General features: G+C 30.6%; 12 protein-coding genes. 1 reads left to right on the top strand and 11 read right to left on the bottom strand.

Annotation, left to right across the window (positions count from 1 at the left end; translation table 11 throughout):
* Positions 1 to 397 precede the first annotated feature (397 nt).
* From GQO80_RS13630 to xseA, 4 genes are all read right to left on the bottom strand, one after another.
* Positions 398 to 847, bottom strand: a complete 450-nt coding sequence (locus tag GQO80_RS13630) for a LexA family protein (protein ID WP_157208918.1) — start codon at positions 845 to 847, stop codon at positions 398 to 400.
* 801 nt (positions 848 to 1,648) lie between these two features.
* Positions 1,649 to 2,644, bottom strand: coding sequence for an SDH family Clp fold serine proteinase (locus tag GQO80_RS13620; protein ID WP_157208916.1), 996 nt, complete (start codon positions 2,642 to 2,644; stop codon positions 1,649 to 1,651).
* A gap of 129 nt (positions 2,645 to 2,773) precedes the next feature.
* Positions 2,774 to 2,983 (bottom strand): exodeoxyribonuclease VII small subunit, encoded by a 210-nt coding sequence (gene xseB, locus GQO80_RS13615; RefSeq protein WP_157208915.1) that lies wholly within the window; start codon positions 2,981 to 2,983, stop codon positions 2,774 to 2,776.
* A 2-nt stretch (positions 2,984 to 2,985) separates the two neighbouring features.
* Positions 2,986 to 4,356, bottom strand: a complete 1,371-nt coding sequence (gene xseA / locus GQO80_RS13610; protein ID WP_157208914.1) for an exodeoxyribonuclease VII large subunit — start codon at positions 4,354 to 4,356, stop codon at positions 2,986 to 2,988.
* Between the two features lie 512 nt (positions 4,357 to 4,868).
* Here xseA and GQO80_RS13605 point away from each other — a divergent pair.
* A complete protein-coding gene (locus tag GQO80_RS13605; RefSeq protein ID WP_157208913.1) occupies positions 4,869 to 5,609 on the top strand; it encodes a sce7726 family protein in 741 nt (246 codons plus the stop codon).
* Here the strand turns inward: GQO80_RS13605 and GQO80_RS13600 are convergent.
* The 7 genes from GQO80_RS13600 to GQO80_RS13570 form a co-directional block, all read right to left on the bottom strand.
* The gene (locus tag GQO80_RS13600) at positions 5,597 to 6,706 is read right to left on the bottom strand and encodes a beta family protein (RefSeq protein ID WP_157208912.1); all 1,110 of its coding nucleotides are present in this window, start codon (positions 6,704 to 6,706) and stop codon (positions 5,597 to 5,599) included. The two genes, GQO80_RS13605 and GQO80_RS13600, sit on opposite strands and share 13 nt — an antisense overlap.
* Positions 6,696 to 7,556 (bottom strand): hypothetical protein, encoded by an 861-nt coding sequence (locus GQO80_RS13595; RefSeq protein ID WP_157208911.1) that lies wholly within the window; start codon positions 7,554 to 7,556, stop codon positions 6,696 to 6,698. The genes GQO80_RS13600 and GQO80_RS13595 overlap by 11 nt, the downstream gene beginning before the upstream one ends.
* Positions 7,557 to 7,746: 190 nt before the next feature.
* Positions 7,747 to 8,649, bottom strand: coding sequence for a DUF5655 domain-containing protein (locus GQO80_RS13590; RefSeq protein ID WP_157208910.1), 903 nt, complete (start codon positions 8,647 to 8,649; stop codon positions 7,747 to 7,749).
* 9 nt (positions 8,650 to 8,658) lie between these two features.
* On the bottom strand, positions 8,659 to 9,051 hold the full coding sequence (locus GQO80_RS13585; RefSeq protein WP_157208909.1) for a hypothetical protein: 393 nt from the start codon (positions 9,049 to 9,051) through the stop codon (positions 8,659 to 8,661).
* Positions 9,051 to 12,362 (bottom strand): type I restriction enzyme subunit R domain-containing protein, encoded by a 3,312-nt coding sequence (locus GQO80_RS13580; RefSeq protein WP_157208908.1) that lies wholly within the window; start codon positions 12,360 to 12,362, stop codon positions 9,051 to 9,053. The genes GQO80_RS13585 and GQO80_RS13580 overlap by 1 nt, the downstream gene beginning before the upstream one ends.
* Positions 12,359 to 13,699 (bottom strand): restriction endonuclease subunit S, encoded by a 1,341-nt coding sequence (locus GQO80_RS13575; protein ID WP_157208907.1) that lies wholly within the window; start codon positions 13,697 to 13,699, stop codon positions 12,359 to 12,361. Before GQO80_RS13575 ends, GQO80_RS13580 begins: the two co-directional genes overlap by 4 nt.
* Positions 13,696 to 15,771: an HsdM family class I SAM-dependent methyltransferase gene (locus tag GQO80_RS13570; protein WP_157208906.1), complete on the bottom strand. Its 2,076-nt coding sequence runs from the start codon at positions 15,769 to 15,771 to the stop codon at positions 13,696 to 13,698. The genes GQO80_RS13575 and GQO80_RS13570 overlap by 4 nt, the downstream gene beginning before the upstream one ends.
* Positions 15,772 to 16,026: the final 255 nt, after the last annotated feature.

Raw genomic sequence — 16,026 nt, 5'->3', positions numbered from 1 at the left:
CATGCGTAAAAAATTGAAAAATAAATACTAAATTTAACCACAAATGAATCGATTTTGAGCGCTTACTTAGCTATGCTCACTTTCATCCGCTGCAAGTGGTTCACTTTGCCCGCCCTATCCAAATTTAGTAAACATATTAGAAATTAAAAACACTTTAGAAGAAACAAATTTTGATGTTTATCTATATACTCAAGTAAAAAAACTAAACTATAATTTTGATGACCATCAAAATGAATTTCCTAATATCAAAGTTTCTTTTATTTACAAAAACACACACCTTTTTAAAGGTGGTTTTATAATTAATACACCACAAAGAAGTAGTAGTTTAAATGCAAAGCCAATAGCTATGGGTTTTTATTTAAAACATAAGTTTATGGATACTAAATAATATATTTAGTTATAGCTGTTTTATAACATTTGTAACGATTCCCCAGATAATAAAATCGTTGTCTTTAGTTACTTTTATTGGTTTGTAGTCTTTGTTTTCTGCCATTAACCAAATAACATCTTTTTCGATGTTTATACGTTTTACTGTGAATTCGCCATCAATAAAACAAACTGCAATTTTATTGGTTTTAGGCTCAAGACTTTTATCAATGATTAATAAATCGCCTTCGTGAATACCTGCATCCATCATTGAATTACCTTTTACTCTACCATAAAATGTGGTACTTGGGTTTTTTATTAGGTATTTATTTAAGTCGATATTAATATCTAAAAAATCATTTGCTGGAGATGGAAAACCTGCGCTAATGCCATTTATTACAAAAGGTAGTTTTAGTTTGGTTGTAACATCCGCTTTAAAAAACGTGATTGTATTTGTGGTATATAGTTTTCTTAATTGCATTTTACAAAGTTATAGAAGTTGACGTTTTTTTAATTGACCGTTGATAACTTTATTTGTTAATAAAATGATACTAACGGAACCCTTAAACTTTTCTACTGTTTCAATTTAGACGAAAATAATCTAAATACTACGGAATTGAGCGTGGGGGAAGTCGGATATTTTACATAATACCAGTTATAACTATCGCCCGAAATATTAGAACGCCCGATAGGGCAACCATAAAAGGGAAGTATTATAACTTGTATTATGTAACTTAGCTTTGGGTTGGTTTTTATGGCGTAATAGTTGTTTGAGCGTTGGCAATGGCTCTTTGCTTTTTTATTGTACCAATTTAATAAAAATAGACACTTTTAAATAAAAAAGGAATGTGCCATTAGAGCGTTGGGTACAAGTATTATGACATAAAAACCAACTATGCGGTGGGGCGCGGAACAACACAAAAGACAGAGGTTTTTTTTAAAAACACCACTGTTAAATTTTATTAATTGTTTTTAAAAATAACTGGGTTTTGTGTTGTGGGGAACTTCTAATAAATTATTAATAAAACTGCAACATTTATACTAAAAGAGTGGTCTATGTTGATAAGTAAAGTTTTAATCACCGATTTACTTGATTATTTTCAAGAATCATTATAGGATTTTCGATTAAAATATGTCTATTTAAATGATTCATAAAACCATATTCAGGATTAGTTGAATCTTGAAGGTTTGTGATTTCAATAGCAGTATTGTTCAAATTCAAATAATATGGGTTTGAACCTGTTTCGTAATATTTATTTTGTGAATCCATTATTTTACAAAATTAAACTAAATTTTCGTGTTTCCAAGCTTCAAAGGTTCTATTATCACTTACAGCAATCTGCCCATTCTGTAGATTTTGTTTGGTCAATGCTCCTTGACTTAAAAACACATCGCATCCACCTTCTGTACTTTCAATTAATGCTCGTCGCATAGAATAATTATAAGGATTAGAAGTTGCTAATAATACATTTGGGTTAAACGGAACTTTTAATTCCATTTCTCCTTCTATATCTTTGTAAATTGCTTTTATGACTGAATATAATTCATCATTAGGTTTTTCAATATTTAACCCTAATACTTCTTTTGCCTCTTTTCTATAAATAGTATAGTCATGACTACCTGATTCGGAGCATAAAAAATTAACAACTTTAGCAATATTTTCAGGCTTAATATCATGGTAACTGAGTAGTTTTTCTGCTAACATTTGTATTTGTGCTTTTGATTTATATACATCACCTAAAGAAAGAGGGTGAATTTTATCAGTTAACTTCAAATATACGTTACTCAAATCTTCTGGTTTTGTGATATTAAAATCTTGTTTAGCCATTTCAAGGTAACCGTTTATATGTTCAACACTAACCGGAACTCTAATATTTTGCCCGTTAATATTTATTTGAGGGTTCATTAGTCCGTTAGTACTTGGATCAATTGGACCCAATGTGCCTTGTTTTGTCATAACAATTCTATTAGCTCCAAGACTTATTAGAGTAGCTGCACTTTGACATCTGAAAGGTACGATTACCTCAAAATCTTTACAGAAACTTCTAATCAAATTTGCTAAACTCCAGCCGGCTAAAGTACTACCCCCATTTGAATAAATAAAAAGAGTGATTTTTTCAACATCTCCTATTTTGTCTAAATGGTCAGCAAAAGGCCCTAGAATGTCGCTTCCAATATTTGTTTCAGCTTTTGGTCTATCACTTGTGCAATAAACAAGCAATTTAGAATTTCTTAACTCCTCTAACTTTTTGTAATTTTCAATTCTATCTCTAAGCATAGTTTTATTTTTAAAGTATCTTGTCCGTTAAAGCAGTAACAATATACACATTTTTCAGTACATAAATTATATGAATATTGAATTGAAAATAGATATTGTCCTTAAACCCTTGATTCCTTGATATTCAAATTACAAGCCGAGTTTGTCTATTATTTCTTGTACTTTTTGTTCTGTGTTGCGTAGTTTTTCTTGACAGAGTTTTGATAGTGCTGCTGCCCTAGTAACTACCTTTTCTAATTTATCAATACTTACTTCATCATTTCTTAATTTTTCAAGAATTGATTCGAGTTCACTTGAGGCTTCCTCATAAGTTAATTCTGAAATGGGTTTATCTTCCATGATTATTCCTTTTTAACGTATTTAGTTATTATTACTGCATCTTTAAATTCTAATTTAATTTCTGTGTCTTTTGGTAATTCTTCGCCATTGTAAAGATTTCCATTTACTCTAGGTATTGTAAATCCCCTATTTAAGATTGTTTTAGGGCTACTTGATGATATTAATACAAGTGCATTAGTAAGGTAAGCTTTTTTATTATTGATAACTTTCTCAATTAAAATATAGAGTATTTCAGATTGCTTATTTATATGCTCTTTTTGATTATTAACTATGCGTTTACTGTGTTGTAATTTTTCTTGATTAATTAACGATAATTTATTATTTTCTTGATTAATCAAGACATTTGTGCTTGATAAGATACGATTCATGAGCTTATGTAATGAACCTCGACGTAATTGTGTAAAGCTATTAGAAGCATTAACAATACCTTCTGTATATAATCTTAAAACACTATTCTTCTTTTCTAATAGTTTGTGATACTTTTCAGTAATCAGTGCGTATTGACTAATTATTTTTTGTTCAAAATTATATGATTTATTGACGATGTAATTTGAAACTTCCGTTGGTGTTTTGAATGATTTATTTGCTGCAAAATCTATAACCGTTATGTCTGTTTCATGACCAATACCTGAAAATACAGGACTTTGCATTTGGCTTATTTGTTTTGATATTTCATAAGAGTTAAATATATCTAAATCGATTTTAGAACCACCACCTCTTATAATAACAACACAGTCATATTTTTTTTGATTAATTGTTTTAAGTCTGTTTACTATTTCTATTTCGGCAGTATTGCCTTGTACGGATGATGAAAACAATTCAATATTAAATTTGTAACCATATTGATTTTCAGTAATGTTCTTTACAAAATCTTGATACCCTGAGGTATCTTTTGATGCTATAAGTGCAATCGTTTTAATCACAAGCGGAATAGGAATTCGTTTATTTAAATCGATAAGACCTTCTTTTTTAAGTCTATCAATTGTTTCTTGTCGCTTCTTTTCTATGTGACCAACAGCAAATTCTAAATTAACATCGGTTATTAAAAGACTCAAACCATAAGCTAAATCGAATTGAATACTTGTGTAGCATAATATTTCATTACCTTTCTTAAGAATGTTGTCAAAGTCCTTTCCTAAAGCTTGTCTTATTTGTGGAATTTGATAATTCCATATTATTGCTTTACACTTCGCAATGGTATTACCATTTTGATTTTCAGCTAACTCAAGATAAACATGACCGGATCTATGAAAATTGATACTTGCTATTTCAACCTTTAACCAAAAACAATTACCTGCAACATTTGTATCTATAATAGTTTTTACACGATTAAGAATTTTAGATAAAGAATGAAACGGTGGTAGTGATGACAATTATAATTCCTTTTAAATATTTGACACTTATATTTTAATTAAAAGAAAATAAATGTAAGAAATAAAGGATTATAAATTATTGGTTTTTATTAAATCTATTTGTTTGAGAATTCAGTAAACATAAAATTAGGTATTTAATATTACTTATTTTTGATTTTAGCAAAATTAAGTTTGTTTTTATTGGTAACTAGATATTTAGCGAATTGTGAACAGCTTTTTCCTTTTTTTAAAAAAACAAAAATCAAATTATTAACCTTTTTAAAAAAACAATGTGCTGTATAACGTTTGGAACTGCCCACACAAAAAGATGACAGTTTTAAAATGGCGGCAGTACCATAGTATGCGCTGAAGCGTTGGCATTGTGCGGTGAGAGTGCATAAGCCATGTTTTGTGCAGTGGTTGGGTGGGATTTAATAAATTTGTGGCTTTGCCATACCTATTAAAAAGGGTGCAAATTTACTAAAATCTCGGTAAAAAACGTTATCTTTGTTGTGGCAATATTAACAAAATAAATGGATTATTCAGCACTTGCAAGGTCATACAATACACTAAGCTATACCCATCAGCTTAGAGACCTCCTTGCTGCTTTTTTCCAAACAGATAAATACAAAGATTGTAATAAATTTGAGCTTGCAAAAACGGTAAATGACGTTGTTTTTAAGAATTATGACGGTGAACAAATTTTGAAATATCAACTTGCAAAGGAGTTTATAACCAAAAAATATGTTGCGGCATTTGAAGTAAAAGCAAAAACAAGTAGAACCGATTTTTTAGTTATCAATGGAGACACCAAATCATTTGAGGTAAAATCAAAAATTGATACCCTTAATAGACTTAAAAAGCAAGTCGAAGACTATGGTGATGTATTTGAATATAACACGGTTGTAATTGATAAAACTCATCTTGAAAAAGTGATTGAATTAATACCTGATTATTATGGAATTTGGTATTATGAAAAATCTAAGAAAGTTGTTTATCGAGAAGCAAAATATAGCCCTAAAATTAATGCCTCTGAACAGCTTACTTTAATGAACAAAAAAGAACTGCAAAAGTATTTTGGCAGCACGAATAATGAACAAATCTTAAAAGAGTGTAATTCTGCACAAATCAATGATACACTAAAACAAGCATTAAAGGGCAGGTATGATAAAAGATGGTCATTCATTCAAACTAATTGGAATAGTATCTTACCAATTGATTTGCAATTCTTTTTCAATACAAATGTTAAGCCCGAAATAATTTATGGCAACTGATTATTAGTTTGATGTAATTTATTAGAATCAATATTTACTTTCATACAATACAGATAATGTTCCATAGCTATTTTTTTAAATTTAGCTTGACTTTTACCACTTTCTCCGCCCGAATTGATGTTTAATAAAGTTGAATAACCATTATTTGTTGGAGATAAATAAGGAGGTATTTCTGCCAACATTCGAGTAGTAGAATCTGAACTTAATATATCGGGGACAATTTTATTTTCAAACTGGCTTAATTCTTTTATATCAGCTCTATAACCGTAGTATTGATTTTCTGAAGCATCATAATAGATAAACCCAGGACTTATTGTACCACCAGCTGTAAGGTCATCTTTTTTAATACCCACAAAGTCACCAGTAGCATTCACTCCAAAATCAGTCATAATATCTACATCTATATGACTATTGTCTGCTTCAAATACAACTTGACCGTGATCAAGTTTAACATTTTGTATTTCAGTATTAATCGCACTACGCAAGAGGATTTTACAGCAACCTTGAAAAGCTTTAAGAGCATTTACAATTGGTCGCAAAGGCGGACTTTTTGGATATGGAGTAATTTGATCTAAGTCTATTATTATATAATCATTAGGTCTTACTAATCCTTGAACAATTGGGAAATCAACACTAAATGAAATGGGGAAAAGCCTATATGCCAATCTTTCAAAATTAGGTTGTAAAAGATTTGTTTGTCTTTCAATACTATCAGTTTCGCCTGTTTTGAATAAATAAGATGAAATAACTGGGATTGCTTTAGGGCTTGATACACTTAATCTATTGATGTACTCACTACGTTTTTCAATATCATTTATAACACTGAATGAAAATGATACCACTTCATCCTTTACTGAGCCTGATTGTTTTAAGTAAATTGGCAAGTCAATAAAAACGTGTTGAGCTGTTACTTCATTTATCAATTCATTATGAATTTCTTCAAATGACTTTTGAGTATCAGCCTTTCTTGCTCTATCGTGCTCCTTTACAATTTCTAATAAAGGGTATATATTGTTTCCAAAATCAAAAGATTTTAAAACAATTGTTTCTTGTTGCCTAACTCTTAAAGTTGGCATATATATTAAGTTATTGTCCATAAGATACTTTTAGTTGTTTTATTGATTCGATATACTCTTCAGTTGGGTCAAAATTTTCATCATAAAATGCTAAAGTTGATGTGTAGGTTTCTATAAATGAATTAAATTCATCTGCTAACCATTTGTATTTAAGAAATATACTTTCAGAAACGGAGCTGGATAATAGGTTTTCAGAAATGTAATGATTGTATTTCTCAAAAAAATATTCTTTGTCTTCTACTTTAAAAATATGATTAAAAACGTTTAAATATTGTATTTCGCAGCTGACCTTTACCAAACTTGAATTTAGGATTGATTCAATTTCGTACTCATCAATTGCAATATGGTTGCTTAACTGTTTTACAAAGTCTTTGGAAAGGATAATTCTTGGGAATACCGCAAGCGAAGATTCCATTTTGTATGCTGTAGCTAATGGAACACCTAATGCAATTGAAGCCTTATCGATAAATAAACCATGATCAATACCTCCTCTTAGAAAATAGCCTTTTTGAACAAATTCAAAATACAATTCTGAAATTACTAATAGAAGTTCAACAAGTGACTTTTCCCCATCATTACTAATGTTTTTTGCTGTAATGCAAATATTATCACTAAATAAGTAATAGCTAAATTTATCATTATCAAGTTTAGAGATAGCCTTGTTAAACGTCTCAATAAAATCAGTAGCTTTTTGAGAATAATATACCCGACCACCAACTTCATCTTCATCTGTATCGTCATCCGAATTAGCTGATACAAAATTATCATAGTATTGTAGGGCTTCATTTTCAAATTCTTTTAACTTATTTTGAAAGCCAAGAACGTCCAAAAATGCTACTGCTCTATTACCATATATGTATTGTGAAATCATAAACTAATTTGATATTGATAACATAAACATTGAAAAGGCTAAAAAGGCCATTATGCCAAATATAGCCAACCAAGTGAATGGTCTTGTGTGATTGGGTGAAAAGATTAAAGACAGCATACAGCTGAACGAAAACCAAAGGTTTCGTTCTATTCTTTGTAAAGGTGTATATCTGCTTTTTCTTGCCATATTATTACAAAACCTGCTTTATTAAACTCATTATATATTCTAAATCTTTGTCGTTTTCTATTTGGATTTGATAATCTCCATTACCTCTATGCCCAATATTTGAAACATCTTTTACTAATCCTTTTGGGTCATCAAGACTTCCTATTTTGGCATTAATGAATATTTTCAATGACTTCTTTTGAATTTCAATATCTGAAATGTTTGAACCTTTCTTAAAAGCTATATAATACTTCTGTGGTAATATTTCTATGCCATCTGTAAGGTTGAGTATTGAAGATTTAAACTTCTCGTATAACTCTATAATGTAATCCGAACCGTTATTATAATGGTCTTCCTCTGTATAAACCTTAATGTTTTCTTTTACTTCTTTTAGGTTGTCGCTGTTCTCTAACAAAGGTTTTATACTTGGAGCACCACTACTCTTTTTAATTGTGTTGATACTTATTGTATTATTTTCAAATTGCTTAATCTCCCATAATTCAATACCAAAGTCTTTAAAATCGCTTGCTGATATTTGGTTATCGGTAAAACTTGGAGAAACAAAAGCAACTCTTGATTGAGACCAGTCAACATCTTTGCTATGCAAAATGTCTTTTAACGTTTCATTGTAGGTTAGAATAAACTCTGCTTTGTTCTGGAGCATTAAATTTAAGTAGGTCAAACCTTGATCAACGACACTATAATTTTTGTCTCTCTTATACTCTATGATTATAAACGCATTTGTTTGCTTATCATAAGCTAATGTGTCAATTCGTTTATTTTTTATTGAAAACTCTGATTTCACTAATTGTAAACCCATAATCTCATAAAGATTACTTTCAAATATATTTTGAATTTCTCGTTCAAGTTTGAAAGGTTTAACTTTTACTTGGTTTAGTATATTAGAGTTATTATTATATAAAATCATAAATAATTTTTAAATATTAATACATATAAATAAATTAAGTAATATTAAACCAGAAGTTAAAAAAACAATCATCAATACATTAAACCATTTAGTGACTAAATTATATTTTTTAGAATGTTTATCACTATTATGATCAATATTCTCAATCTTATAATTAATTGCTTTCAATGATGTGTAATGCGATATAACATTAATTAATATAACAACACCAAAGCTAATCCAAGACAATAATAATAAGGCCTTATTTGAAGCTATATTAAGCTGAATAATATCTTTAATAAAAGCTAATGATATACCTAAAGCACCAGAGGCAACAAAAAGTAATTGTTTATCAAATTGTGATGCGCTTTCAAAATATGCCTTATTAAGCAATTCCAAATATTCTTTATCTTCTTCTTTCATTATTTTTTAGGAGGTTTAGGTTTACTCGGTAATTCCAATCCATCAATAATTACAATTGTTCTTTCAAAATCATCACATAATTGGTTTAAAATATCTTTTGTTTCACGTACAAAGAAATCGCCTAAGTCTTTGTTCTTGATGGTGTATTTCCTGTATAGTTTTGTGAAATCTAAATAAATCTCGTCTTGTGAAAAGGCTGAACCATCATCTTTTATTTTAGCAATTAATCTTTGGCCGTTATCATCTGTTTTGATGAAATCAAAAAAGGAGGCTATTTTCTTTTCAAACTCTGCAATCAATTCTTCAATTGCTTCTTCTTCCTGGTTACGTTTCTCTATTACTTTGAGAATATTGTATTTGTACTTATTGGGTTGGTCTGTACCTGTTGGAGATGGATTTTTAGGCTTATTCCCTTTATCTTTAGGCTCGATTGGTGCGATGATACCTATTCTGTTATCAAAATAAATTTCTACATCATCTATAACCTCAGATTGCTTATTGATTTGGTTGTAAAGCATATTGTATTTACGCCAAAACTCAATAAATAGGCTTTCACTAAATTTAGGTTCTAAGTCTATTACAAACTCAATAAGATTAAGGATTTTAAAGTACTGTAAGACTTCATCTTTGATTTTCTTAGCATCTGCCTTTGAACCTTTAATAAACGCATCTAAAGCATCCTCAATACCTATTATTAGATTAATATCTGGGTTTGAGGTGTGGTAGCTTTTGAATGTAGGGAAATGAGATTTGAAAATACTTTTGGTAGAAAGTGTTTTTAATAATTCAATTAGTTTTTCTTCATCTCCTAATGGGTCAAAATCTGATACTACCACATTACTGAAATGCTCAAACGCTGCTTTGATGTTTTTAACATTTACATTCTTATAAGAGAAATCAACTATTTTACAATCGTTCTTGTATTTGGCGGTTCTGTTTACTCTTGAAATAGTTTGAATGGCGTTAATACCTCTTATCTCTTTATCCAAAAATAACGTATGTAGTTTGGGTTCATCAAAACCTGTTTGTAGTTTATCAACTACTATGATGATACCGTTTTTGTCCTTTTTCTGAAAATTTTGAAGGACTGTTTTTTCATTTAAGCCATTATTCAAACTACTACAACTTTTATGTTCTTGACTGTCTGAATAAACGATATAAATTGGAGCTTCTGCAAACCTTTCATATTTCTTGTCCTTTACTAAATCCTTGTAATATTTGTCAATAAAACCTTTGTACTTGATAGCTGCTGGAATGGAAGATGCGGAAAGCATTGCTTTTGCTGTACCTCTGATATTGTGGTAAACACTACTTACCAAACGTTCTGCGATAAACTTTGATATTGCTTCAATACGCTGTGTGTTTAAGTAGATTTTCTTTTTCCTAATGGCATATTTTTTACCTTCTTCATCTATCCCGGTATCTGTGTTGTCTGGAATTTCATCATAACCAAAATCATTTTCAAAACCTTCTAACTCATTTTCAGGAATCTCAAAATACATTTTAGCCGAAACCGGCACTATCCCTTTTATGGGATTTAGAATATAGCCATCTTCAATAGCTTCACGCATTGTGTAACTATCAAAAGGAATCCATATTTTTTCCGCTTCTGCATATTTATTAAACTCACCGAACCTTGCTAATGTGTGGTCGCTTGGTGTGGCAGTAAAACCAACAATTAGGTTTTTCTTTGTTTGGTTTGATTGGTACTCCTTGCTATTATCAAAACTACTTTGTAGTTCGTCAAAAACGCTTATCATTTCTTCGTGTTGTGTACCGCTGTTGCTTCTATGAATTTCATCTATCAGAAATGCAATACGAAGTTTTGCCAGTTTCTTTACTGCGGTTTCATCTAAAATATTATCAACTGCTGAGAATTTTTGAAGATTGACAACTACTATTCTTTTATCGCTACTTAACGCATCAATGAAACTTTTACGGTCGTTGGCTTCTATGAACATTCCCTTTTGAATATTCATATTGTGCATTTTGGAATCTAACTGGTCACGAAGTTGCAATCTATCAACAACAAGCATTACTTTATCATAGATATACTCTCCGTCTTTTCTAAGGTCTTTGAGTTGTAAGGCAGTCCAACCAATGATATTACTTTTCCCAAAACCTGCTGCATATTGAAGTAATAAGGAATAGACTGTTTTGTTGTTTTGATATTTGAGCCTTTTATTTATCAAATCTTGGGTTTGAACGTCTCCTAATCCTTTTGCCTTTAGCTCCTTCTCCAATTTCTTGATAAAATAATCTGGGTCGTTTTCGTGAGTTAAGAACTCCTCAATCTTTGCTAATACTTTATCTGTTCCAAACTTTTGCTTTGGTCTTGGACTGATTAAGCGACCATCATTGTGTTTGTATTCTTTGGTTTTGCTTCCTTCTTTTTTGATTAGATCCCTTTCGATGAAATTATAATAAAGAATCTCTTTTTCAATCATCTTTTTATCATAAAGAGCCTTGAATACTTCTTCAAAACGCTCTGTTTTAGATGCTTCTTTGTTTCTGATTGGGTATGTTTTAAACTCCTTTATAAACTTCTTTTCGTATTGCTCAAAATCATAACTGCCGTTGGTTACTCCTGCTTTGATGTCGTCAAATAATGTTGAAATATTACGAATCACGAAAGTTTCTGAAATGTCTGTTGCTGTGATGTGGATTGCCTTTTCAAAAACCTTTAGGAAATCTTTTTTAATGGTTTGAGATAAATCGTTTTGGTCTGCTATTACTAAATACTCTTGTACTGCGTTTAGATAATCTTTAGACACTTTCTTTCTGCCGTTTTTATCCGCTGTTTGGTTTGTCCAGTTGCTTTTCAATTCGCTATATCCTAAGAATATACCATTTAGGAAAAATGAAAGGTCTGGACGAAAGGAAAAACGCTGCTTACCCTCATATTTAAAGGTATAGGGTAACTCTTGAACTACTGAAAACACATTTTGAGCAAATAGTTTATCTTCTTCCATTTCGCTACCGCTTGGGTAGAAAAGATGCAATTTTACCCCCTCAAAGGTTACTGATTTATTAGTATTGATAAAGATTGCCATATTCATAGATGATTTTATCTTTTCATCTAAGAAGTCTGTAAATGCTTCTAATAAGGCTTTTTCAGAATCAAACTTTTTGAGTAGCTTTTTGTAATTACTTTTATTTAATGAAGTTTCTGAAATGAATTGTTTTAAATCCTCCATAACAAAGAAGTTGGAAGAAACCGTATTTGCTTTTGCTTCTTTGTACTGAAGACCGTCAGGTCTTTCACAAAAGAAGTTGATTAAGTATTTATCTTGTAAGTCTAATTCTTTCATTCTACTACTTTTATTTTACCTGTAACCACATCATTAATTAATGTTTTGCGTAGCTCTTTTAAGGTGGTTATTTGGTTTTGGATATTGCCTACTATCTTGTCAATGGTCTGTGTTTTATGGTCTAAATAGGAAACTATATCAGATTGCTCATTTAGATTTTTAGGTAGATATACTTCAAAATCATTAACCTTCTCCATTTTTAAATTGATACGAGTAAACCCTTTTCCCTCAACAATTAAAATTTGTCTGTAATAGTCCGAAAGTAAAAGATAATTTAGGAAATATGGGTTGCAATGTTTCTGTTTAATTCTAAAGCCTTTACAAAAACTATTTAGATAAGTATCATCAATATTCTCAGCTAATACTGCTGATTTGCCAATATCTTCATACCCCTCTGAACTCATTAAAAAGAAAATATCACCCTCTTTTACCTTGTTCTGTTTTTCTCCATCAAAAACGACAACAGTACCTAAATGGTCTTTCTTCAAATAAGTGTTATTGGCAATATTTGTAAACGGTATAAATCCTTTGTTATTAGGGTTGTCGTCTTGATTAAAGTCATCACCACTTTTGCCTGACAAACCACTATAAAGAAAGCCTAAGTCTTTAAGTCGTTTTTTTGACCAAGTTGATGGAGTTTCAAAACCCAAATCATTTTCCTGCAATGCTGCTGATTTATCTAAACCTTTTGTAACGGTTTCATTGATGATGCTTTTTCGAAGCTCTTTGTAGTACCCAATTTTCTTTTCTAAAAGATTTGCTTTTTTATCTATGGCTTTGGTTTTGGAATCGAGGTATTGGGCTATTGCGGTTTGTTCATTTTTGGTAGGAAAACATATAAAAAGCCTTTCAAGTACGTTCATACCAATATTAGGTTGAGTACCAAACGACCAGAAAACTTTAACTTGATCTTGAAATATGGTAGATTGAAGTAAATAATAGAAATATTTTGGATGGTAAAAGTTTTGCAATCTAACCAATGCTAAAGGAGACCAAATATTAAAGTCTTTTTGTTCCTCTACTATTGCTATTTTCCCTGTTGTCGAACCCGATTTAACTATAAAAATATCTTCAACTTTTGGCTTACATTTTTTAGAATATAGATTGTCTAAGTCTTTAGATATATAACCCCTGCAATAATTAAAATCAATTCTGCTATCTTTTATTGCCTCAGCTGAGATAAATGGGACACCTTCATCAATAAATGTTGGTGTTTCGTGCGGACCATCTGTTATTTTAATTTTAACTACTCGTTTTAATGCATTAACGTTCCAATTCTCAGGTATTTGACCAACCCATTCAATTCCGCTATCCTTATATGAATCATACTTTCTCATAATCCCAATTCATTTTCAAGGTTAGCTAATTCATTTTCTAAAAACTCTATTTCAGCCTGTATGTCTGTAACCGTTCTTAGTTTTTCGGGAACATAAAACACTTTATTAAAATTGACTTCTACACCTATAACATTATCTACATACTCAAAAGGACGAGTAATGTATTTCGCCATAAAATCGTCAATGGTTTGTTGGTTTATCGCTTCATCTGGGCTGTATGGAATAATCTCATAATCTTTCTGTAAATCTTTGGTCAACTCAACCGTTATTACAATACTGGCATCTTTGGTTTTTGTGGCTTTTTTAAAGGCAGACTTGATTACAATTTTACCACAACCTAATTCGGTTTGTTCTCCTTTTATTTCCTCAATTATTGTCTCTTTGTCTTGGTCGTACCAGTAGGTTGCTTTTTTTGTAAATACCTTTACATCTTGTTCTTTGTAATCAATTGCGTTGATGGTTGGTTTGATGTCATCATTGAAATAATCTTGTAACGATTTATGTTTCGATTTATCAAAAGATGTGATTTCAAAATCTGTATAGGTAGTTGTATTGTTGTCTGAAGTAACTTCAATTTTAGTAGGAACTAACTTGATGCTTTTTTCTTCAACTGTTTCGCCTGCTCGGTTTACTTTAGTTGGCATTTCAATATACTTTCCGTTTTCATCAACATTGGTAAGCATAATACTTTGCTTGTTGTAGTAGAAATGCCATTTGTCGAACACCTTAGAAAAGGCATTGTCTTTGAAATCGGTAAACGCCTTAACAATTTCCTTACGGTTGTCAGGGTTCATTTGTTTCCGTTTCTTACCCTTGCTCTTCTTTAATGGCTCGTATAAATCACTGGCATTGATTAGGATAACTTTGTCTTTTCGGTCTGCTGGTTTATTTTTATTAAATACCCATAAATAAGTGTAGATGCCTGTATTGAAAAATTCATCCGTAGGCATTTGGATAATAGCTTCCACCCAATCATTATCAAAAAAGTGTTTACGGATATTGCTTTCTCCACTACCTGCATCACCACTAAAAAGGGTTGAGCCGTTGTGAACAACAACTGCGAAACCATCTTCATTGAGTTTGTATAAAATATGCTGTGTAAAAAGGAATTGCCCATCAGAAATAGAAGGTAAAGCGATAAATCTTTCTGTACTGTCGTTTTTTACATCTTTTTCATAACCTTTCCAATCCACACCATAAGGCGGATTTGCAACTGCTATATTGAAAAACTTATCGTAGAATTTACCAATTTCGGTAATAGTATTACCGTACTCGATATAGGTATCTTTTCTAAATCGGCTTTCAATTTTAGCCAAAGCAAATAATGTATCGTTCCATTCTTGACCATAGGTTGCTGTTGGTCTTGAAGGTAAATCCGATTTAATTTTATCTTCTACGCCAAAAAGAAGGTTTCCTCCACCACAAGTTGGATCATATATGGTTAAGAACTTGCCATTATCTTCAAACTTGGTAACAATTAACTCTGTAATCAAAGAAATAATATCATCAGGGGTATATTGCTCTCCTGCTGTTTCTGCTGAAATATCTGCCCATTTTCTTTTGATGTGTTCTTCAAGAGTTGTTATCTCGGAGTTGTCAAAAGGCGTTAAATCTATTTCACTCCATACTTTAACGGTTTCAAATAAAATACGCTTCTTTTTAAGCAGTCCACTTATTCCTGATATGTCTAGGAATTTTTCTTCTTCTGTACCTTTATTTACACCTAATAAATATTTAGTTTCTGGGTCAAAAGACTCTAAGTAACTTTGAAAATCAACATCAAATGTTTTATCGTTTTTACAGATGTCTTTTAATGACTTGTTTTTACGAATTACATAATCATTGTATCCTAAGCCCTCTAACTGGAACATTTCTACAAAGTCCTCAATATTGTCTCTGCCAATTTCTTCTTCTAATCTTTTGGCTTCTCTTATTAATCTACTTTCAACCATTAAAAGTGCAAAGTAGGGCATCATGTATTTTGGAAAATCACTTTCTTTAATTCCTGCACCTCTTAGAAAATCGGCTGTTTTCCAAATGTCTGATTCGTATTGTAATATGTTTATGTTCATTGAATTGTTAAATGTGTTTTAAAGGGGTTTAAATGTAGGAAAATTTTAATGTATAATAAATCTAAATTATAGTATATATAACTATAAAATCAAATTGAAAAGGTAAATATACAATGATACATTGATATTTTTTTTATAACATCAACTTATTAGTATCAAGTATCACGGTATCATTTTACATAGGGGATTGATACTGTTGATACTTGATACTAAGTGTTAATATTTAAGTTTTTTAGCTTAGTGTTTTGGTATCAA

The sequence above is a fragment of the Mariniflexile maritimum genome, from assembly GCF_009746565.1.
Taxonomy (GTDB): domain Bacteria; phylum Bacteroidota; class Bacteroidia; order Flavobacteriales; family Flavobacteriaceae; genus Mariniflexile; species Mariniflexile maritimum.
Note: the sequence above shows the minus strand (reverse complement) of the source record. Positions and strands in the feature narration are given on the sequence as shown.